The organism is Mucilaginibacter sp. 22184, from assembly GCF_052045695.1.
Taxonomy (GTDB): domain Bacteria; phylum Bacteroidota; class Bacteroidia; order Sphingobacteriales; family Sphingobacteriaceae; genus Mucilaginibacter.
This window is the reverse complement of sequence record NZ_JBQEPI010000002.1, coordinates 270,403-291,586: the sequence shown is the minus strand read 5'-3', so window position 1 is coordinate 291,586 and position 21,184 is coordinate 270,403. Positions and strand designations below refer to the sequence as shown.

The 21,184-nt window shown below is 40.1% G+C and carries 15 protein-coding genes; 12 read left to right on the top strand and 3 right to left on the bottom strand.

Annotated elements, in window-relative coordinates; all coding sequences use genetic code 11:
- Positions 1 to 30 precede the first annotated feature (30 nt).
- Positions 31 to 843: a phytanoyl-CoA dioxygenase family protein gene (locus tag ACTJKG_RS06350; RefSeq protein WP_440738673.1), complete on the bottom strand. Its 813-nt coding sequence runs from the start codon at positions 841 to 843 to the stop codon at positions 31 to 33.
- A 679-nt stretch (positions 844 to 1,522) separates the two neighbouring features.
- Between ACTJKG_RS06350 and ACTJKG_RS06345 the strand changes: the two genes are divergently transcribed.
- From ACTJKG_RS06345 to ACTJKG_RS06310, 8 genes are all read left to right on the top strand, one after another.
- Entirely contained in the window at positions 1,523 to 4,609 is a 3,087-nt protein-coding gene (locus ACTJKG_RS06345; protein ID WP_440738672.1) for a SusC/RagA family TonB-linked outer membrane protein, read from the top strand.
- A gap of 26 nt (positions 4,610 to 4,635) precedes the next feature.
- A complete protein-coding gene (locus ACTJKG_RS06340) occupies positions 4,636 to 6,180 on the top strand; it encodes a RagB/SusD family nutrient uptake outer membrane protein (RefSeq protein ID WP_440738671.1) in 1,545 nt (514 codons plus the stop codon).
- 66 nt (positions 6,181 to 6,246) lie between these two features.
- Positions 6,247 to 7,326, top strand: a complete 1,080-nt coding sequence (locus ACTJKG_RS06335) for a hypothetical protein (protein WP_440738670.1) — start codon at positions 6,247 to 6,249, stop codon at positions 7,324 to 7,326.
- A 30-nt stretch (positions 7,327 to 7,356) separates the two neighbouring features.
- Positions 7,357 to 8,271, top strand: a complete 915-nt coding sequence (locus tag ACTJKG_RS06330) for a helix-turn-helix domain-containing protein (protein ID WP_440738669.1) — start codon at positions 7,357 to 7,359, stop codon at positions 8,269 to 8,271.
- Between the two features lie 645 nt (positions 8,272 to 8,916).
- Positions 8,917 to 12,165, top strand: a complete 3,249-nt coding sequence (locus ACTJKG_RS06325) for a DEAD/DEAH box helicase (RefSeq protein WP_440738668.1) — start codon at positions 8,917 to 8,919, stop codon at positions 12,163 to 12,165.
- 75 nt (positions 12,166 to 12,240) lie between these two features.
- Complete coding sequence (locus tag ACTJKG_RS06320; protein WP_440738667.1) at positions 12,241 to 13,149, top strand: hypothetical protein; 909 nt, start codon at positions 12,241 to 12,243, stop codon at positions 13,147 to 13,149.
- Positions 13,150 to 13,590: 441 nt separating this feature from the next.
- Positions 13,591 to 14,913: a hypothetical protein gene (locus ACTJKG_RS06315; RefSeq protein WP_440738666.1), complete on the top strand. Its 1,323-nt coding sequence runs from the start codon at positions 13,591 to 13,593 to the stop codon at positions 14,911 to 14,913.
- Between the two features lie 38 nt (positions 14,914 to 14,951).
- Complete coding sequence (locus ACTJKG_RS06310) at positions 14,952 to 15,665, top strand: hypothetical protein (protein WP_440738665.1); 714 nt, start codon at positions 14,952 to 14,954, stop codon at positions 15,663 to 15,665.
- Positions 15,666 to 15,670: 5 nt separating this feature from the next.
- On the opposite strand, the gene ACTJKG_RS06305 is transcribed toward ACTJKG_RS06310, so the two are convergent.
- Both ACTJKG_RS06305 and ACTJKG_RS06300 read right to left on the bottom strand, forming a co-directional pair.
- Positions 15,671 to 17,257 carry a hypothetical protein gene (locus tag ACTJKG_RS06305; RefSeq protein ID WP_440738664.1) on the bottom strand — a complete coding sequence of 529 codons (1,587 nt, stop codon included), beginning with the start codon at positions 17,255 to 17,257 and terminating at the stop codon, positions 15,671 to 15,673.
- A 32-nt stretch (positions 17,258 to 17,289) separates the two neighbouring features.
- The gene (locus ACTJKG_RS06300) at positions 17,290 to 18,666 is read right to left on the bottom strand and encodes a hypothetical protein (RefSeq protein WP_440738663.1); all 1,377 of its coding nucleotides are present in this window, start codon (positions 18,664 to 18,666) and stop codon (positions 17,290 to 17,292) included.
- 614 nt (positions 18,667 to 19,280) lie between these two features.
- On the opposite strand from ACTJKG_RS06300, the gene ACTJKG_RS06295 reads away from it, so the two are divergent.
- The 4 genes from ACTJKG_RS06295 to ACTJKG_RS06280 all read left to right on the top strand — a co-directional run bounded on the left by ACTJKG_RS06295 (position 19,281) and on the right by ACTJKG_RS06280 (position 21,064).
- Positions 19,281 to 20,042: a hypothetical protein gene (locus ACTJKG_RS06295; protein WP_440738662.1), complete on the top strand. Its 762-nt coding sequence runs from the start codon at positions 19,281 to 19,283 to the stop codon at positions 20,040 to 20,042.
- A gap of 174 nt (positions 20,043 to 20,216) precedes the next feature.
- Positions 20,217 to 20,486 carry a helix-turn-helix transcriptional regulator gene (locus ACTJKG_RS06290; protein ID WP_440738661.1) on the top strand — a complete coding sequence of 90 codons (270 nt, stop codon included), beginning with the start codon at positions 20,217 to 20,219 and terminating at the stop codon, positions 20,484 to 20,486.
- A gap of 12 nt (positions 20,487 to 20,498) precedes the next feature.
- Positions 20,499 to 20,762 carry a helix-turn-helix domain-containing protein gene (locus tag ACTJKG_RS06285; RefSeq protein WP_440738660.1) on the top strand — a complete coding sequence of 88 codons (264 nt, stop codon included), beginning with the start codon at positions 20,499 to 20,501 and terminating at the stop codon, positions 20,760 to 20,762.
- 44 nt (positions 20,763 to 20,806) lie between these two features.
- Positions 20,807 to 21,064 carry a hypothetical protein gene (locus ACTJKG_RS06280; RefSeq protein WP_440738659.1) on the top strand — a complete coding sequence of 86 codons (258 nt, stop codon included), beginning with the start codon at positions 20,807 to 20,809 and terminating at the stop codon, positions 21,062 to 21,064.
- The last annotated feature ends 120 nt before the right edge of the window (positions 21,065 to 21,184 follow it).

Sequence of the window (21,184 nt, the reverse complement as noted above, 5' to 3'; positions counted from 1 at the left end):
GAAATTGGATACTATTGGCGATAGGTAAAATTAAGATTCCAGGTAAATCAAAGGATTAAGCGTATCATTATTTAACAGATCACCTAAATTAAGGCGGGCAATTTCTTCGGGCGATAAAATATTGGGTATGCCATTAAAAGTGCTACCATCGGGCATATAAGCGCAGGTCATGGCACGCCTGTAACCAGGTGTCATGTTAGCATGCGCACCATGAATGGTAAGGCCGTTGTGAAATGAACAGCTTCCAGCTTTCATGGGCGCTGCCATTGATTTGGCTGTTTTAAATTCGGGATAGGTGGTAAATATCGCCCCCATATTTTTGCCGATCCCCGGATTTTCGAAAGTGGTATTGTGATAAGATCCCGGGATAAAAAACAGGCATCCGTTCTCATAAGTAGCATCATCCAAGGCTACCCAGATAGATAGTGCCCGCCTGTCGCTAAATGACCAGTATGGCGTATCCAGGTGCCATGATGTAGGATTAGCCCATGGCTTTTTGATCAGTGCCTGGTCATGCCATATACGGATGCCTTGTGCTCCACAAAGCTGCGCGGCCATTTTTCCCAACCGTTCATCTAACATGATCTTTTTTATTTTTTCGTTGTCTTGCCATAAATTAATGAGCTGGTCAAAAACATTATCATAATACGATTTATCCGCATCATCGCCTTTGCCGTATACTTCTTTGCGATCGGGCATTTTATTGCCGTTCCTTTTTGCCACTGCTTCATCAAGCGCTTGTCGCCAAAATTCCAGTTCTTCCGGGGATAAAAAATCTTCAATCACTAAAAATCCGTCACGACGGTATTGCGCAATGGCTTGCGGCGACAATTCGTTTTTCATTTGCTTTAAGAAATTTGAGGTTTATAATGATCAAAAGTATTGCAAAATGGAATATGACCTTTAATACAGAAATCGCTTTTTTTTGTACTTTTTGGTAAATTCTTATCTCGATTAAGAAACAACTTTATGGGGCACCGCCATCTTATGCGATCTGGAATTTATAAACTCACCGATAATCTAAAAAGCTGTATTGATGTGTGATGGTAAATAGTTTGTATCTGGGCGATCGGCTAAAATGATGAACCCGTAAAATTTGCCAAAAAGTACAAATTATAATTCAAATTGTGTATTTGAAAGCCTTTACAGTTGGCATAAGTTTGATATAACAATTATTTGCCGTTGCCGGCTAAGGCATATCTATAAATTTTACTATTTCTACAAACTAATTAACCTTTTTATCATGGTAAAAAAATGACTTTATGTTATAAAACTGTATTACTTAAAATAGTGCAATTGGCTATGATACATCCGGAAGCTGTGGTTTTTCCGTTAGAGGATCAAGCAAACAGCCCGTGATAGGCTCATAGGTCTTTTCGGATATTTGGCACAGGCTTAATTTTCCGAAATACAAATCCCCATATTTTATTAATGCACTTGCCTAAAACAGCCATTTTATCCTGGCCTGGCATCGCTATGCTCTAACCTGCCCAATTAATCAACTTATAATCAAACTAAAATTATGAAAAGAAAACTTTTACTTATTAAACCATGGAAGTTCAGCTTGCGGCTCATTTTTGGGTTGCTGCTCTGCGTTCCGCTCCTTTCGCAGGCCCAGGTCATCGTAACCGGATCTGTAAAAGATTCGGTAAACTCCGAATCGATCATTGGCGCCACCGTATCTGTAAAAGGCACCGGAACTGGCACGCAAACAGATGTAAACGGCCGGTTTAAAATTACTGCCGCGGTTGGTAGTGTTTTGGTGTTCCGATATGTGGGGTATAAAGAACAACAATTTACGGTTCAAAATGCAGAGCCTATTAATATACGATTGGCTTCGCTCTCGCAAAACTTGAAAGAGGTAGTTGTAGTAAGTTACGGTACGCAAAATAAGCGGGAAATTACCGGGGCTGTAAGCTCTATAAACACCAAAGAGGTTAAAGATATGCCCGTGGCAAACATAGGGCAAAAGCTACAAGGCAAACTGGCCGGTGTCCAGATCAATCAAAACTCGGGTACGCCGGGGGCCGAGATGTCTTTCCGGGTTCGTGGTGCGGCATCCATTAACGCGGGCAATAGTCCGCTTATCGTAATTGACGGGTTCCCTACGGTGAGCGGATTACAAAGCTTAAGTCCAGATGAAATTGAGTCTATATCGGTATTAAAGGATGCGTCCTCGGCGGCTTTGTATGGTTCGCGTGCGGCCAACGGGGTTGTGCTGGTAACTACCAAGCAGGCTAAACTTGGTCAAAAAAGCCTTGATTTTAGCGCTTACACAGGGTTTCAATCGGTGCCAGACCGTGGTAAACCCGACCTGATGAATGCCCAGGAATTTGCTCAATATAAAAAGGAATGGTACGAGGATGCTGCCACTTATGAAGGTTATACTGGCGGTGTGCCTGCGGTTTACCAAAATCCGGCCCAATATGCAGGTACATCGGGCACCAATTGGTTTGATGTTTTGTTGCGCACAGCAGTTACGCAGAATTATAACCTGGCCTACAGCGCTGGTAATAAAGATCTGAAAACGGTGGTGAACTTAAACTATAACAAACAACAAGGCGTGGTGCTTAACTCGCAGGATGAGCGTTTTACCGGGCGTACTAACAATATCTACACCGCGTCTGACAGGTTAACGCTGGGCGTCAACCTGGAATTATCTTATGGTAATAACCAGGTAGTACCCGGACTTGATAACGGCCGTAACATTATCGAAAACGCTTACCTGATGGATCCTACGCTGAATTATAAAAATCCTGATGGGACCTATCCTGTTTCGTTTTCACAGCCAGGAATGTTCCCCAATCCTAACTATTACCTGGTGGTTACCCAGCGTGTAAATAAAACCAAAGCGGCAAGGGTTCTCGCAAACGCCTGGGCCGAAGTGAAGATTATTGACGGATTGAAGTTTAAGTCGACTGTAAATGTTAATACCGATAATACCATTAACCGTCAGTTTACACCATCAACAGCGCAGGGTGGCTTGGGCAGCGCACCACCGCAACCGGCTACAGGCAGTTACAACACCAGCAGTTTTGTAACATGGCTTACCGAAAATACCCTTAACTATCAGAAAACATTAGGAGGGAAGCATAATTTTGACCTGCTTGGCGGTTATACAGCCCAAAAGTATTCGTTTGAAAACAGTAATATCAACGGCACGCAGTTTCCGGATGATAATGTTCAGTGGATAAGCGCTGCCACCACCAAGCTGGGTAATGTTGGTGCTACGCAATGGTCGCTAATCAGGTATGTGGGGCGCTTTAGGTATAACTATGATTCTAAATACCTGTTGGAGCTGGCCTATAGCCGGGATGGTTCGTCAAAATTCGGCCCGAATAACAAGTATGGTAATTTTCCTTCCGTATCAGTAGGTTGGGTTATATCTGACGAGAGCTTTTTGAAAAACATTAAGGACATCAGCTTTTTAAAAGTAAGGGCCAATTATGGTAAAGTAGGTAACAATAACATTGGCGATTACAGTTACCTGGCCTCTGTTAATACCAGTAACTACGTTTTTAGCAACCAGGTGGTACCGGGCAAAACACTTAGCGGTATTGGCAACAATAACCTGACCTGGGAAACCACCACAAGCTACGATCTTGGGCTCGACCTGGAAATGTTTAACAGTCGTCTTACTTTTACTTATGATTATTATTGGAAAAAAACTGATGGTCTGCTATACGGCATTGACATTCCGGTACAATCAGGATTTTCTACCATCACCTCAAACGTTGGGCGATTTGACTTTTGGGGACATGAGTTTACCATTGGCTCCAAAAACCTGGTAGGTGCGTTTAAATGGAATACCAATTTCAATATATCCTTTGATCGAAATATTGTTAAAAGCCTGGGCACCAATAATGCACCCATTGGCGGCTACAACGAATATTGGGATGATAACAGAACCGCGGTAGGGCACCCAATAGGTTTGTTTTACGGTTACATCAACACGGGTGTTTACATGACCCAACAACAGTTTGATACCGAACCGCATGATGCAACCGCTATGGTTGGTACCGCGCGCTTTAAAGATGTAAGCGGCCCAAATGGTGTGCCAGACGGTAAAATTGATAGCTACGACCGTACATTTATAGGCAACCCAAACCCCAAGTTTGTATATGGTATCACCAATAGTTTTTCTTATAAAAGTTTCGATTTAAGTATAGTAGCTGCCGGGTCGGTGGGGAATGATATCGCTGACGATGCGTTTCAATCAACAGAAAACCTGGATGGTGTATTCAACGTAAGGAAAGGAGTGGCTAACCGCTGGCGGTCAGAACAGGATCCAGGCGATGGCGTATATCCCAGAACAAGAGCCGGTACCACTGCCGATTTCAGGAATTTTACCAGTCGCCAAGTATTTAAAGCCGATTATATCGCTATAAAAAATATCACCCTGGGATACACTTTCCCTGTAAAAAGCAACAAATATTTAAAAAGCCTGCGTGCAAATATAAGCGCACAAAACCTATTTATTTTCACCAAATACCCCGGTCTTAACCCGGAAGCAGGTTTTGCGGGTCTGAACGGATTAAACCAAGGCCGCGACTTTACAGGCTACCCAATTCCCAGAACCATATCCTTTGGTTTAAATGCAGGTTTTTGATATTGATTACTTTAATAACAAACAAAATGAAAAAAACAGCTATCATCATATTAAGCGTACTCAGTTTGGCATCCTGTAAAAAAGAAACGCTAAACCTTGTACCTCAAACCAGTCTTAGTTCGGCATCGTTTTTTAAAGATGCTGCCCAGTACAACCAAGCTCTTACCGGCGCATACAACAATTTACGTACGGTAGCATTTACCGGCATTTATATGGACGAAATGCGATCTGACAATACATTTTTTACGCTTTACTCTGCCGATAGAGGAACTTCAACCAGTGCCGAGGCTATGGCCGAGTTTATTGATAATAATATCAGCAGCCAGGAACCCAATAATCCTGGTAACCGCTATGGTAATGATTATTCGGGAATAGCCCAGGTAAATACAATATTGACACGGCTTGATAAATCAACATTAGCAAAAGCCGATAAAGACCAGATCTCGGGCGAAGCTTTGTTTTTAAGGGCCTTTTATTATTACGATCTGGTACAGCATTACGGCGGTGTGCCTTTGCAATTAACAGAGGTAACCGATGTAAGCGGCGCGTTTTTACCCCGCAATACAGCCGATGAGGTTTACAACCAGATTATCACCGACCTTAATACCGCTATACCAGTGCTGCCAATTGCCAAAACTTTTCCGCAAACAGGCAGGGCAACACAAGGTGCGGCAAAAATGTTACTGGCCTACAGCTATATGTCAAAAGCAACCAAAGAGTATGCAAAAGCCGAATCCGCTTTATTGGATATTACAAAAATGAATTATGGTTTATTGAGCGATTATGCCGCTGTATTTGACCCTGCCAATAAAAACAGTAAGGAATCGATCTTTGAGGTACAATATAAAATGGGTAACGACGGGCAGCAAAGCGATTTTATCTGGCGCTTTATTCCTAAAACAACCAACTCCGAGGTGATATTAGGTTTACGTGGCACCAATGCCCGTGGCGGCCTGGCCAGCGGTGGCTGGAATGTACCCACACAGGAAATGGTTGATTCTTACGAAAAAGGCGACCTGAGACTACCTGCATCGATTGCGGTGGCCGAGGGTACGGTTACCAATGAGGTACTAACAACTACTGCCGTAAAAAGCCCGGTTGATTACAAGCCTACCGTTGGTTTAGCGTATTATTACTTCATAAAAAAATACCTGCACCCACCATTCCAGGTAGAGTATAATACCGATGATAACTGGCCGGTTTACCGTTATTCGGGGGCGCTGCTGTTATTGGCAGAGTGCCTTGTTGCCGAAGGTAAAGCTGCTGATGCTTTGCCGTATTTAAACCAGGTGAGACAAAGGGCTGGCTTAGCTAATCTTACCGCCGCAACCAAGCAAAACGTAGCTGATGAAATGCGCCATGAGCTGGCATTTGAAAATCACCGCTGGACAGACCTTATTCGCAATAACATGGCTATTGATGTACTTACTGCTAAAGGTGTACGGCTTAAAGCATTGTACGGTTGGCTATTGCCAAGTACTTTTAACATTACGCAGAACAGGTTTATTTATGCTATACCTTTCCGCGAGTTACAGATAAATACAAAACTTACTCAAAATCCGGGTTATTAAATTGTACTTTTATTTAATAAGGCAGGTAGTTGATACCTGCCTTATTTGATTTTTAAACATGATCATATGATGAATTATCCGCGTACTTTAATACTGTTGTTAACGATTATGATTACGAGTACTTGTACGGTACCGGCGCAAAAAAGATATATAGATGGCCGTCCCAATGCCACATACCGGTTAAGCTGCGTGGATGAAGGCGTGGTACTAAAGCATGGTGACGGAGCAGATAGCTGCGATACTTATGGTGCCCGTGAGGCCATAGTGAACAAAGATAACGGCAATTATTACTTGTTTTATGACGGCGCTGGTAAGACAGGCTGGCTTGCATGCCTGGCTGTAAGTAAAGATTTAAAGATTTGGACAAAAAAAGGCCCGATCTTAACCTTAGGTGATAGCACAAAGCCAGATTCCAAAAGTGCCTCCGCACCGTGGGTAATTAAAGACAATGGCGTGTGGCATATGTTTTACCTGGGAACGCCTCATACATCGCCAGCCCCGGATCGTATTCCGGCCTTTCCTTATCTAACTATGAAAGCTCGCTCGGCGTCATTGTCGGGGCCGTGGAAAAAACAATATGATGTTACCCCTTTTCCGCAAAAAGAGCATAGTTATTATTCTGTAACGTCAAGCCCTGGGTTTATTGTGAAATATAAGGGGCGGTTTTTGCAGTTTTTCAGCGCGGCCACACAGGATAGTTCGGGCACTAAACGTTCATTAGGTTTGGCCAAAACCAGTGATCTGAACGCCACCTGGCAATTGTCGGCCAAGCCGATTTTTCCACTGACAGAGCAGGTCGAAAATTCCTCATTATATTTTGATGATAGCAGTAAAACCTGGTACCTGTTTACCAATCATATCGGTATCAACGATGCTGGTGACGAATATACCGATGCTATCTGGGTTTACTGGTCAAAAGACCTCGAGAAATGGGATACCCATAACAAGGCAATTGTGCTCGATGCTACCAATTGCAGCTGGGCAAAAGGAGCTATTGGGATGCCAACCGTAATAAAAGCAGGGAGCAAATTAGCCATGTTGTATGACGCATCTGCCGGGAACAGCATTGGTCATATGGGGCGCGATATTGGTTTAGCCTGGATATCTTTGCCTATAAAGGTTAATAAAACCAAGAATACTAAATAGGGGGCTGCACTTAATTTAACAGATTTGTAATTGAAAAAGAGTTATTTTAAATACCTGACTATTAATGCTCTTGAAGAGAGATGGGGGATGTATGTTACCACAGCAGGATATTCAAAAGTAGATGCCAATGAGCATTATCCCAACCAGCAGCATCCGCAAAGTCATGAATTAACCTGGAACAGGGGGCGGATACTGAATGATTTTTACCTCGTTTTTATCTCAAAAGGAAAAGGTGTTTATGCATCAGATTCAACCGAACCTTTTGAGGTAGTAGCAGGCACCTGCTTTTTCCTTTTTCCCGGGGTTTTACACCGCTATAAACCCGATCCGAAAGTGGGATGGGAGGAATATTGGGTTGGCTTTAATGGGTACTACATTCAAAACCTAATGCAGCAGGAATTTTTTGATCGGCAAAACCCATTTGTTTTTTTAGGACTGAATAAAGATATTCTTGTTCTTTTTACGACTTTATTGGAAACCATACAAGTGGCTTTGCCTGGCTATCCTCAACAAATTGCCGGGATCACCATGCAGATCTTGGGCTTGATAAACACCATCATGCTTCATCATGAATCTCCTGACGACCGGATAGGCAAACTCATCGCTAAGGCCAAATTTATTATTCAGGAATCGTTTGAAGATAATCTGGATATGGAGAAACTTGCGCGCGAAATACCGATGGGATATTCATCTTTTCGCAAATCATTTAAAAAGCTCACCGGCGAATCGCCCAATCAATATCATCTTAACCTTCGCCTTGAGCGTGCAAAAAATTTGCTGAACACAACGATATTAAATATCAATGAAGTTGCAGAACAAACCGGCTTCGAATCGGTATTTTATTTTTCCAAGCTCTTCAAAAAAAAGAATGGAGTGTCGCCTAAGCATTATCGTAGTAGTGAGGAGAATAATGTTAAGGATAGTGTTAATATGTCAGATAAGTAATTGTAGGAAGTAAAGAAAATATCCAGACTAATTCATCGGCTCACCCATTCTTGTATAGTAGTTTAGGAATGAATAAAAAAAACCTTGTAAATAATTGATTTACAAGGTTTTTTTAGTGGAGCCGGAGGGAACGCGGAAATTCGCGTAAGAGGCTCACTTTCAATATCAATATTCTGAATTCTGACCCTGCTCACTAGGTGCTCACCGATGGCCACTAATTGACCCTAGAATTATGCTACTATTTTTATATAAAGATACAAAGTGATAATAATCTTCGCAAGTTTTAAAGTCTGATTAGTTTCAGAGTATTGTTCAAGTATTTATCTTTCCAATAGGTCTTTATAAAAAACACCCCTTTGTTACTATCGGAATAATCGTTCAACATACAACTAAATTGTAAGGAATTATTTTCAAGATATTGTTGGCGAGCTCGTAATGTTCAATATTCAAATGTAGCATTTCATGAGGTCTTGATAAAACAGGTCTTAGTGTAAGCTGCTTGTATAGAGAATCTGTATATAATGTAATATACGCAATTCATTTATCTCTACGGTTTCCCGTAAAAAAAAGAATGGCATGTATCATACATTTGAATTTTTAATATTTTAAAAAATAATAGCATCTTTAAATACCTAACCGAAATCTATGCCAATTATAAATTTTCCTAGTATCCGTAATCAGATATTTGCCGAACAACGTAATTTCATTCTTCATCATTTTCAAAAAGCAGCCTTTAGTGCCGATGTAACATTGATTAGTGTCACTCCCTTTGTTGTGCAATATGGTGATGAACAGGTGTTAATAACAAACAAACTGGACGATCAATTAATAGATGAATTTGACCGGGTTGTTTTGGCAGGACGAAAGCCGACTAAAAAGGATATTATAACAGGTAATCTAAGACTATCACACTGGCTTAAACATCCATTAATAATTACGGTTACCCCGCAGGAGGTAATTGATTCATGGACGAATCGGTTCTTTTTTTTAAAAGAAGATCCCATCAACACAATCCCTGGTCTTCGGCCTCCTCAACTGGGTGCTTTGCATTCGATACTTGGCCATACTCAAAATGCAGATGACATCGGTATTGTTGTAATGCCAACAGGTACAGGTAAAACAGAAACCATGCTCTGTACTATGGTTTCCAATAAGTGCGAAAAATTATTGGTTACTGTTCCATCGGATTCCTTGCGGGGACAATTAGCCGGAAAATTTCTGACATTGGGTTTATTAAAGGAATTTGGTATTGTTGGCACCGATGCTTTTAATCCTATTATTGGCATAATTGGTAATAAAATACTTGATCCTGGCCAACTCACGGAATTTATAGATAAAGTAAATGTAGTGGTCACAACTATGAGCATTGCAGCGGGCGGAACAAACGAAATTCAGCAATTAATGGCTGACCGTTTTACGCATTTGTTTGTAGATGAGGCTCATCATTCGGAAGCCAGTACCTGGCAGCAGTTTATAAGGAGATTTAAAAAGGAAAAAGTTTTCTTGTTTACTGCTACGCCGTACAGAAATGACGGAAAAAAACTAAAAGGTAAATACATTTTCAATTTCTCTCTTAAAAAAGCCCAGGAGCAGAAGTATTATAAAAAGATTAATTTTTTACCAATTCGTGAATATGATAAAAATAAGGCGGATGAACTTATAGCTGAAAAAGCTATTGAGCAATTAAGAAAAGATAGGGCTGCTGGTTTCCCTCACATTATCATGGCGAGGTGTATGAACAAAGACCGTGCAAACGAAGTGTTTCCGTTTTACGAAAAGCATGTTGATTTAAATCCAGTAGTTGTGTACACAGGCCGACCCGGATTAAGTGATTTAGTCCGCGCTATAAGACGCAAAGAGCACTCAATTATTGTTTGTGTGGATATGCTGGGTGAAGGGTTTGATTTACCAGAGTTAAAGATAGCTGCGATTCACGATGAGAGACAAAGCCTTCCAATAACATTACAGTTCATTGGACGTTTCACGCGTACGGCTTATGATTTGTTGGGCGAAGCAAGTTTTATTACAAATTCCGCATATCCGCCAATTAAGGCAGAGTTGGATCAATTATACGCTAAAGATGCAGACTGGAATCTATTGTTGCCAGTTCTTAGTGAAGCTGCAACTCAAAAAGAGATAAATTTTAAAGATTTTTTATCGGGATTTGAAGATTTAGAAGACTCTAATATACCATTTCAAAATATCAATCCGGCACTGAGTACAGTGATTTTCAGACATGATGGAGATACGTGGCACCCTGACAATTGGCGGGTAGGAATAAGTAATTTGAATGCTTACGAGCATCAGTATAGTAGCGTTAATTCACACGAAAATACACTAGTTATTATCCTTGGTAAAATCAGCAGGGTAGATTGGGGTGATTTTGACACTGTTCAAAATTTAGAATGGGACATGATCACATTATTTTGGGATCTCCGTCCTAATGTGAATCGCATATTTATTAATACTTCGATTAAAGGTTTACAGACGGAAAAATTAGTTCACTCAATCTTTGAAGGAAATACAACCAAAGTTACCGGAATGGAAGTCTTTCGTATTTTTCATGAGGTCCATCGGTTATCATTATTTAATGTAGGTGGCAGACCTGGTATAGGTCAGGATATAAGTTTCCGGTCCTTTTATGGGAAAGGGGTACAGGATGGGTTAGATATGCTGGAACAAGGCACTCTAATTAAAAATAACATATTCGGAGTCGGTTACAAAGATGGGGAGAAAGTATCCTTGGGCTGCTCTGTAAAAGGGAAAATATGGTCCTACTTGCGTGGCAATCTTGATGAATTAACTAAATGGTGCCGAATAGTGGGAGATATAGTTGAAGACCCGACGATTAATCCGAATACGGTATTAGAACACACATTACAAGTTAAGAAAATCTCATCAAGGCCGCCTCAGAAAGCTGTCGCAGTGGACTGGCATCCGGAAATGTATCAGTTTACAGATAGCCGGTATGAGATTTACCTGAACGGAATTCGCTATTATTTGTGGGACATTGATATAGAGACGGTTGACGATCAGAATAACCCTAGTCTGCTTTTTTCAATCAGTACGCAACAATTTGAAGTAACGTTTGAGTTAGTGTTATCAGAGATTATAATTGACGGGAAACCACAACCAACATTTAAGATTAATAAATTGGGACAGACAGACGCCCGAATTGAATTTGGATCAACTAATCAGCCACTGGACGAGTTTTTTCAAAAATATACACCAGTATTTTGGTTCGCAGATGGTTCGCAATTGCTGCAAAATCAGTACATCAAACAGCGTGAGCAAGCAGCCTTATTTCCCCTTGACCGTATTATTAGCCAAACCTGGCCTGGTGTTGCTTTAAATAAAGAATCACAAGGGGTAACACCATATGTTCAGGACTCAATACAGTATACATTTATACAACAAATTCTTAATGATTATCAAATCGTATATGACGGTGACGGTAAAGGAGAAATAGCAGATATTATTTGCATTAATGATTCGGATCAGCAAATAGATGTTCACTTATTTCATTTGAAATATGCAAAAGGTGGAATTGTAGGAAATGACATTGATAATTTTTATCAGGTCTGTGGACAAACTCAAAAATCGGTTAACTGGAAATATAAGCCAGGTAAAGATTTTTTTGAACAGCTATTCAGGAAACTAGACAAAACCGAAAACGGTGTGACTTGCAGCCGTTTGGTAAAGGGTACAACGGATCAGCTTGAAGCACTTTTGACAGCAGCAAAATGGACTAAAAAAATGAAGTTTCATATGTCCATTGTTCAACCGGGAATGGCTAAAGCCAATGTATCTAATGATATTCGCTTGCTTTTGGGAAATACAGCCCACTATCTACATGTGGTTGCGAACATCGACTTAAAGGTTTACTCCAGTTAATAAAACTGTGAAGCCCATCACAAATTCAAAACCAACTAATAGTGAAAAAGGGAAATACAAATAGCTTATCGACACATGAGTGACCTGAAGCCTGAGATGAAAGAATTTATCTGCCGTTGTAAAGCTGTAATGAATGTTCTTCTACAGCCGATAGCCGATAAAAATGAGATGATGTTTTTTTCGTGCCCAAATTGTGCTGAACGGCACTCTTTAGTTAACGGGACTCCCATCCAAACCGAAGCGATAACCATTGTGAAGGACGGTATCAATATACAACCGCATGATTTAGACCCAAGAAAAATTTATGATATTCTTGTAAAAAAGGGAGCTGGTTTTTTATTTCATGCCAATATGGTTAGAACTTCCTGTACTTATATGGAACAAGGTTCGCTGCTGTCACGACAGCAAGTTGAACAAAGGGGCCTTTTTCAAACAAGCCAGTACACTGACTGGCTGGATAAACAATATCACATTTATAATGATGTGTTTTTGGATTTTGTTGATATACATGCCCGCAAAAGAGATATCAATCATTACGGTCCTATTTTGTTTGAATTCCCGTTGACTCTGCTAATAACCCATCCGTTAAGTTTTGTAAGAATCACAAAAGTAAATCCGGACAGATGGTTACCAAACGATAGTTTGGAACGGCGGTACTTCACTTCAGCAGAAGAATTTGAGCAGCATTATCAACTCGGAAACTTCGGGGCCATGATGCTCTTACCTTATATAGAGGGTGAATTGCAGTTAAGCGGTAATTTAAGCAGATTAATTATTGATGCACCAGGACTTTCCTGGAAAGACACCAAAGCGGGATTATACGATGAAGCATTAGTTTATCTGAAAAGTACCAGGGAAAAAGGAGTTCTGGATGCAGTGATCGCGAAGAAAAGAATTTGTAACCGGAAAACATGTAGTTGTTACGACAGTTATAGCGAACATTTATCTATAAAACGTTTATTCAAAGGACACGCAACTAATTAGTGACTATACAACATAACGAATATTATCGCGTAGGGATATTGAAATACAACAAGCCTGTGGCTTTCTATTCATTTTCAGTTCCCCTGTAAGGATTATTCTGGAAGGGTTTTTAATAAAATATTAGGCTTTCCATGGAGATCCGCCTGATAGGCCATCAAATTCAAATTACCAATAATGGCGCATAAGTATTGATGTCATGCCTAGCTTCGTGATTTCACCCTACCCGAATAAATGTCTAAGTGGAAGTTTCGGAAAAACATTTAAGTATTTGCTCCAATACCTTCTTTAATCGCTTAAAGAACTTTCCCTCTGCATTATTGTGGAAAACGGAATTTCTTATTGACTACTATTAATTTTCTAATCTATAACTATTTACTAATATTTTTAGTTTTTGCATTGTTCCTTTAGTTATCTTTGATAAATAAGTCAAAACCTTGCATCATGTTCAACACTCGGGAGATTGCGTACTTAATTTGGGGCACCCTATTTTTAATAGTTTTTCTTTTCTCAGGAAAGAACCGTTCCTCTCTTATCGATCTAGTTAAGGCTTTCTTCTGTAAGCAATTTATTTACGCTTACGCGCTTGCGTTGAGTTATCTTTTTGTATGCGTTTGGGTACTTTTCAAGGTCAAAATATGGGATGCCTCACTGGTTAAAGACACCGTTATGTGGTTTCTGTTCGTTGCTTTGCCATTGATGTATAATGCCGCGAAGATCAATAGCTTTCAAAAATTTGTCAAGCAGGTGGTTCGACCCTTAGTTGCTTTTGCAATCATATTTGAATACATTTTCGGCTTATATACGTTCGACTGGTGGATTGAACTTTTAATGGTTCCTGTGGCGGTCTTTATTGGCGGAATGCTTGCTTTTAGTGAAAAGAAACCAGAACACCGCCAAGTGCATAAACTGATGAATGGTGTATTTATGTTAATCGGACTGATTTCTTTAGCCGTTGTTGTTATCCATTTGTTTCATCATTATACCGACTATCTTAACCGGTTGACCGCAATGCAGTTCATCATGCCACTGTGCTTATCGCTGATGTTCGTCCCATTTTTGTATGGAATAGCGATGTTTACCCATTACGAAACAGCCTTTGTAGCTTTAAAGCGTCAGTTCAAGCTACCTGGCGTTTATAAATATGCTATGCTAAAAGCGATGCTTCGGTTTAATGGTGACCTTGAGGGAATGGAACGCTGGAAAAGAATGGTTTTCACCAAGAATCTGCAAACCCGTGAGGAGGTAGATAAGGCCATTACTTTAGTTAAAACCTTGCAGGATGCAGAGCAAAACCCGCATACCGTTAACGAGGGACTCGGATGGTCGCCCTATCAGGTTAAAGATTTGCTTGCTTCAAAAGGGATTGAGACTCCCGATTACCGAAACACTATGGATGACGAATTCTGCTCGATTTCTTTTCCTTTTAAGCTGACCGATGACCCGATATTTTCAGATACCATTACTTTTATGGTACTTGGCGAGCAATTGATAGCGACCGAATTACATATTGGGTTGAAAGTTTATAACGGAACTATAGATAATTCAGGTTCCCTGACGCAATTAAGTCAATGCTCGGAAATAGTTTATCAAAATGTATTCGGTGAACCTTTACCGCATAAAATCAAAGATGCAATAGTTAAGGAAAAGAATACCACTTCTGAAAATACGCTTGCCAAATTATCTGTCAAAAAAGACATATGGACAAACCAGACAAAAGGTTACAGTGTGGATTTTAAAATTACTCATAACAGGCACCGATTTTAAAAACCAACAATTTTGCACGCTAAAAATGAAATTGAAATATGGATAGTACAATTGATCATTCCAGGCTTATCGATTCAAGAAACGAAGATCTTTTTGAGAAAGTCCAGTCAAAATTTGAGGTAAGTTTCGAACCATCATATAACGGTGAACATTCAGTATATACTATAGGAAATGCGATTACCTTCTATATTCCCGTAGGCGTTTATTCCGTAGATGCGTTCACCCACGAGTTGTTGCATGCTTATATTGATTACCATGAAGCATATATCGCTGGCAATTTCAAAAACACGATGTGGCAGAGCAATATCTTAAAACAATTGCTTGATCTCCCTTTGGCTGAGCACGTTACCAATAGTATCGCCCATACCTTGATGTTACCCTTATATCTTGAAAGAGGATTCGAGAGGAGTCTGTTTTTGTTCGACTACCACGAATATAAAACGGAACCTGGTTTTATTGGTCAGATAGCCCGTTATTATAAACAGGGTGCCTTATATAACCTTTCAGCGATCAGAAATTTCATTGGTAAATACTTCGCGTTTAAATGTGATCCAAACCCAATATTCAACTACGATGCGGAACTGCTTCAACTAAAAAAGATAGACCCTCAGTTGTATCAAATATTGGAAGCTTACTTTACGCGGTGGGCTGGATATGATTTTACCGCCGACCCTTTAAGTGAGTATAGGGAGATTAATGCAGATTTTTATACCAGTTTAAAGCCCTGGATGAATGGAAAACGGTTCGGTTAAGTTTTTTAAACTGATTTACCTGTAAACCCCGGAACACCCATTTTTACAATGAACTCATTAAAGGCTTGATCCAATATAGAATTTCTGTGATCCATATCTTTATGGAAAAGGGTAGCTATAGACCATTGCCGTTCGGCAGGACTTTCCACCTTTTTTTGAATCATTTCTATAATATTCAATTGTTGGTCAATAGCGCTGCCAATGGCTTCGATATCCGAGATTGAGGCAAATTGAAGGTCATCTACCAATGCCCCATTAAGGTTGTCGAGCATAGGTAACAGCGTTGAATTGATTGAAAAAATATCCTCATAGCCGACAATCACACTAACAACTGAAGCTATTTTTGAAAAGCTTGCATCATCTATTTGCGCTGTTAATATTCTTTTCTTGAAATCCGTTAATTGCTTCATTGCCTTTTGAATGTTGCCGGATTTCACTTCCTTTTCCAACATTTGCTTATCGAAATAGGTGCGAGAATCAATATTGAGCAGCGAAGTTTTGACTTCGAATAATATGCATATATCCCCCTGAATAATCGCAAAGTCAGGGAGTTTCCCGGACGTTTGAACAAAATCATTATCGAGATCAATAAAATTATGTTTGCCCGAAATTGACAAATGTTCGCCAACATAGGCGCGATACACCATTCCGAAGGCATTCCTGAACGGATTTTTACCTGTCTTTCCTTCCTTGGCGGCCAATTCCTTTTCCTTATCTCCCAACAAATAAAATATCCCGGAGCTAGCCCTATCAAGCAGGTATTTGGCTTGCGGGACAACATAGGTCGTAGATGATAATTTTGAAGACTTTTCAACTTTAACGGCCGGCATGATCGTTAATGGTTCAAGTGCATACATATCCTTGAGCCTATGTGGAGTTTTCCAATCGGTACCACGAACTAATTCCCTATAGCGTTGCGGCGTCCCGCAGGACAATTTCAAAAATATGCGTTGAGAATCCAAGGTTATGACATGCTTAAGTTCCGCTATTTCGTTTTTTATCTCGTAGTCCAGCGTGCCGTTTGACAGAATCCACATTGCAAAGCCAGTAGACATGAACTCGATAAGGGTCAGTCCAAAATATTCTTTAAACTTCTGATCAAATTCATAATCGGTCGGTGTGGCTAGGATGAGCTTATGAAATAATAAGAAACCTCTGCCGATTATTGTCTTTTTACTGGCCTGTAAAGGGAATTGGATTTGTCCTATTCTGTTAAAGTAAAGAGAAAATCTATTTAACATATCCTCTCCTAAAGATTCTTCCAAGTCTTCTAAATTCACCACCTGATTATAGGCTTTGTGAACCGCAGGGTTATTCAGGTCAAGAAAAACGCCTTTATAATCATTCGCAGACGAAAGGAGCAGAAACCGAGCCATCCTAGAAAGCACAATAGATAGTGAGCGCCTATCGTGTTCTGTTTTGCCCCTGGTCTGCAACCATGCCCATATCCAATCTGGTATATTCTTTCTATCCGCTTTAATGGTACCATATTTTAACGCCGCATTTACTGCACCAATTACATACAACCCATCGGATAAATGGAACTTTTTCAGTTGATCATAAAGTTCGTTCAGAGAATTCTTTTGGGTCATGGAAATAAAGGTGTTTTTTGTATTAGCATATTTTATAAAGGAGTGGATGGGTTGTGAAGACTATTGTAAATATCTTTGTAAGTACGATCGGTCATTAGTGCCGGGTACACCTGGTCGAAACCAAAATTGTACGGGAAGTCATTGATTAGGTTTTTGTCCTTCTTTAATATAAACTTCCCATAATAAGCAATGATAACCTTATAAACTTGTACGGTTTCAAAGATCTCCCGGCTAAGTAATTTAGAGTAACGGGGCTGTGAGTAATGTTGCTTTGTATGAATAGTCTGATCCCTCAGTTCCTGGAGGTCAGCGAGGTTTTGCCACCATGTTTCCTGTTCCGGATTTGGTGTATGATATATGTCCGAGAAAATTACTTTCAGCTTGGTAGTCAAAGGTAGAGATCGTTCGATGTGATTTTTATCCATCACTTTAGTGCCATTCGGTTTGGTGAAAGTGTAACCCTCTGGGATGAAATTATTTATAAACGCTTCTATTGAACTATAGGCGAAAATCAGGGCTGTTGTTATCAGTTCAAAATAGTCGAAATATTCTCTTTGTTGCTCCGGTATAGGAAAATTACCGCTATAATAATGGTGCCTAATCAGAATAGTTTCATCATAAAATTTTCTTGCTGCCTGGAGATTTTTTTCGCAAATACTGGAATATAATCCGACATCATTGGGCCGATCCAGAAATGTAGAAAGCCCGTCGAATTCTAGTACCCAATTATCACCAAAGGTATAACGGCGGTTCAAGTTATCCTCTTGTAAAATAATATCTGGCTTATGAGCCCTTAAATCTGCATGTTGCCTGTATTCAGAATTGATTTGATCTGCCACATATAATAAAGGGTTTATAATAGTCCATGAACTACCTTGATAGCCTACATAATAAACCGTTTCGTTATAGGAATAACTTTCGGTGATGGCATTCACTACTTGAGGAGATCTTTCGGCCAACAGATCAGAAACAAAATCAAGAGCTTGTTTAAACTTGAATGTTAGGATATCACTCACATCGTTATGCAATTGAAAAAGTAATATTTTACCATCATTGCCTTTGTAAAAAAAGGTATAGGTGGCTGCTCTCATTGTTTCCAATGTTGGCCTATCTTCTTTTCTGCCAATCATTTTAAAAATATCTTCAAGCTTGGAAGCAAACTCAAGATAAAATTCCGATTTAGGATTATAGTCGTTTGCAACGAAGGCCTCTGTCAGATAGACGTTAACCCAAGAAGGGAAATATAAAAATCCGTCAGTAGGGACAATATTGTTTTTTTCAACTGCAATTAAGCTAGTGGGAAAACCACTTTCATTAAGAGGCTTATATAACTTTTCTTGCAGAACCAGTTGAAATAACCGATCTGAACCGGTAAAGGCAACCGTTGTAATAAAATCAGGCCAAATCATAGTCTAAGATAGGCTTCTTAGCGTGAATTACCTTAAAAGACGCTGTGCCGAGTTGATTATGCTTTTGTTTTTTTCGAATAGTTCATCTAACATAGCCTTTAATAATGAAGATATCACTTTTAGAAAAATGCGTAGATAGACATTGCGGCACTGGTCGAAAAGAAACCATGTCGAGGTGACGATGTGTTCCCTCTCTCAAAAGAATTAACTGGATGCATTTCTCAAGTACTCAATCAGCGACCATTTTAAGAAAGGATTCTATAGTCATGCCTATAAGACAAAAGATGTGCAAACCTTAACTCAAAGGCATTGATTATTTTCTGAAAACATGCTATGCTTCAAAAAAGCAGTTTCGTGCATTTGAAATGTTCCGTAACAGCTTCAAAGATGTTGAAATTATCACTTCTGACGAGCTACATCGTAAAATTGAAAGCCTTCTTAAAATCATGCACCGTAAAATATAGTCCACCAAGTTGGGCTGTTTAATGGCGTCTGATGGAGGTACGAACTCAACACACTTTTTTGAATCGACCACATGATTGTTTGATGATAACCTTCCATCAGGTCTTTTTTCCAACTTCAGAAATGTTTATTTTTGAGTAAATCACCTATTTATGAGCGTCACCTACTTTAGACCCCGGGACCGCTTTGACTTTTCAATGGATACCTTGGATATCGGTAATCCTGTGCAATGGGACCGATCACAATTTTTAAAGCACTTTTTCAAACGTGTATTTGCAATCCCTGGCGACCGTTTAAAACAATTTTACCAGCGCCACCTTGCTTATTATTTATCGCATCATTCCGATGGTACAGAAGAGATATTCTTTAAATATTTCTGGTCACTCATTGAACGGCAGCTAAATGTATTATTGAATAAGGATGTCTACGACAAGAACCATTTACGCAACGAGCGGGAAATAGCACGTCTACAAAAATTTACAGAGCTGCTGATTTCACTTGATCGTTGGAACATCCATAAATCTAATGATGCAGTAATTGCGCAGCAGGATTCCCAAATCTATGCCCTCAAACAAGAAGTGACCCAGCTTAAATCAGACCTCAAAAAAGCAACCGCGCTGGAAACCGAGGGATATATCAATATTCAAGATGGCTACCGCAATACCGTTTTAAACCTGTATTTGCAAATGCAGGAACTAAAGACCCCTGAAGGGAAAGAACTGATGTTTTCACAAACTCAAAGCGTTTGGACTAAGATGATCTGCAAGTATTTCCGCGAGGGTGATAAGGAGATAAATCACGAAACTATACGCCGGTATTTCCCCAGCGACAAGCGGGAGCCGGGCGATAAACATGCCGATATCCCAGCGAAATCAAAGCTGTTTACGATCAATCCTGCTAAAAAGCGAAGCTGATTTCTTGTTTTGCCAGTCACATAGCCAGTTGTTTTGCAAGTATGTAACTAAACTGATAATCAATTTTTAATAAAGGCATTTAACTTTCCTTAGACACCCCCATTTTGACCACGCAGATTTGCGTGGTCAAGAAATCTACAGGGCATAGCACACATTTGTACCAAAACAAATGCTATGCAGATCATTAACCACGAAGCCCTTAGCCAATGCATCAGGGATGCAGTAAGGGCAGAACTACAAGAATACTTTAAAACAGGCGGCAACCAGCCGCCGGATTCAGAAAGACTTTTATCCAAGCAGGAGCTTGCCGCCGAACTCGGCGTGTCACTGGTAACGCTTACCGACTGGATGAAAAAAGACTTACCCTATTTGCGCCTGCATAAGCGGGTGTACTTCAAAAAGAGTCAGGTACTGGGTGCTATGCAACAAACCATTAAAGATTAAGGAGGATGACAGATGAATGTGGAACTAATCACCCGTGAGGATCTACGGGAATTCAAAAACGAATTACTTAACGATCTAAAACAGATCATGCAGCCAGGGCAAGGGCAATCCAAGAAATGGTTGAAAAGCAGCGAGGTCAGAAAGATGCTGAATATATCACCCGGCACCTTACAGAACCTGCGCATCAACGGTACCCTTCGCTTTACCAAAATAGGCAGTATCATGTATTACAAGTTGGAAGACATTAACAAGGTTTTGGAGGGTAACGGAAAATGATTATCTCAAAAAAGTTAGCAAGCTATAGCGACCTGATCAAACGCATGGGAAGCGATAAAAGGGTACTGGCGACTCATGTAAGCTTATTCACCGCTTTATTTATTTTTTGGCAGCGGGAAGGTTTTATCAGCCCTTTTGCCATCACCCGTAAAACGGTGATGGCTTATGCCAAAATCGCATCCATTGCAACTTACCATAAGTGTATCAGGGAACTGGATGAGTATGGCTATATCCGTTACCAACCATCTTTTCACCCGGCGAAAGGAAGCTTTGTTTATTGGCCGGATTGGAATAAGAGTTAGCAAAACGAGTGTTGCAAATGGCAATAGTACAGATCTGATGCGAAGCATCGGGAAGGGCGACGGGCGAAGCCCGAAAAGAAAAAAGGGAACCAGTTACGCAGTAACTGGCGGTAAAGGAAA

What these genes read in the sequence shown, in the direction of transcription:
- ACTJKG_RS06350 (WP_440738673.1), bottom strand. Translation starts at nt 843, where the DNA reads ATGAAAAACGAATTGTCGCCGCAAGCCATTGCGCAATACCGTCGTGAC.
- ACTJKG_RS06345 (WP_440738672.1), top strand. Translation starts at nt 1,523, where the DNA reads ATGAAAAGAAAACTTTTACTTATTAAACCATGGAAGTTCAGCTTGCGG.
- ACTJKG_RS06340 (WP_440738671.1), top strand. Translation starts at nt 4,636, where the DNA reads ATGAAAAAAACAGCTATCATCATATTAAGCGTACTCAGTTTGGCATCC.
- ACTJKG_RS06335 (WP_440738670.1), top strand. Translation starts at nt 6,247, where the DNA reads ATGATGAATTATCCGCGTACTTTAATACTGTTGTTAACGATTATGATT.
- ACTJKG_RS06325 (WP_440738668.1), top strand. Translation starts at nt 8,917, where the DNA reads ATGCCAATTATAAATTTTCCTAGTATCCGTAATCAGATATTTGCCGAA.
- ACTJKG_RS06320 (WP_440738667.1), top strand. Translation starts at nt 12,241, where the DNA reads ATGAGTGACCTGAAGCCTGAGATGAAAGAATTTATCTGCCGTTGTAAA.
- ACTJKG_RS06315 (WP_440738666.1), top strand. Translation starts at nt 13,591, where the DNA reads ATGTTCAACACTCGGGAGATTGCGTACTTAATTTGGGGCACCCTATTT.
- ACTJKG_RS06310 (WP_440738665.1), top strand. Translation starts at nt 14,952, where the DNA reads ATGGATAGTACAATTGATCATTCCAGGCTTATCGATTCAAGAAACGAA.
- ACTJKG_RS06305 (WP_440738664.1), bottom strand. Translation starts at nt 17,257, where the DNA reads ATGACCCAAAAGAATTCTCTGAACGAACTTTATGATCAACTGAAAAAG.
- ACTJKG_RS06300 (WP_440738663.1), bottom strand. Translation starts at nt 18,666, where the DNA reads ATGATTTGGCCTGATTTTATTACAACGGTTGCCTTTACCGGTTCAGAT.
- ACTJKG_RS06295 (WP_440738662.1), top strand. Translation starts at nt 19,281, where the DNA reads ATGAGCGTCACCTACTTTAGACCCCGGGACCGCTTTGACTTTTCAATG.
- ACTJKG_RS06290 (WP_440738661.1), top strand. Translation starts at nt 20,217, where the DNA reads ATGCAGATCATTAACCACGAAGCCCTTAGCCAATGCATCAGGGATGCA.
- ACTJKG_RS06285 (WP_440738660.1), top strand. Translation starts at nt 20,499, where the DNA reads ATGAATGTGGAACTAATCACCCGTGAGGATCTACGGGAATTCAAAAAC.
- ACTJKG_RS06280 (WP_440738659.1), top strand. Translation starts at nt 20,807, where the DNA reads ATGGGAAGCGATAAAAGGGTACTGGCGACTCATGTAAGCTTATTCACC.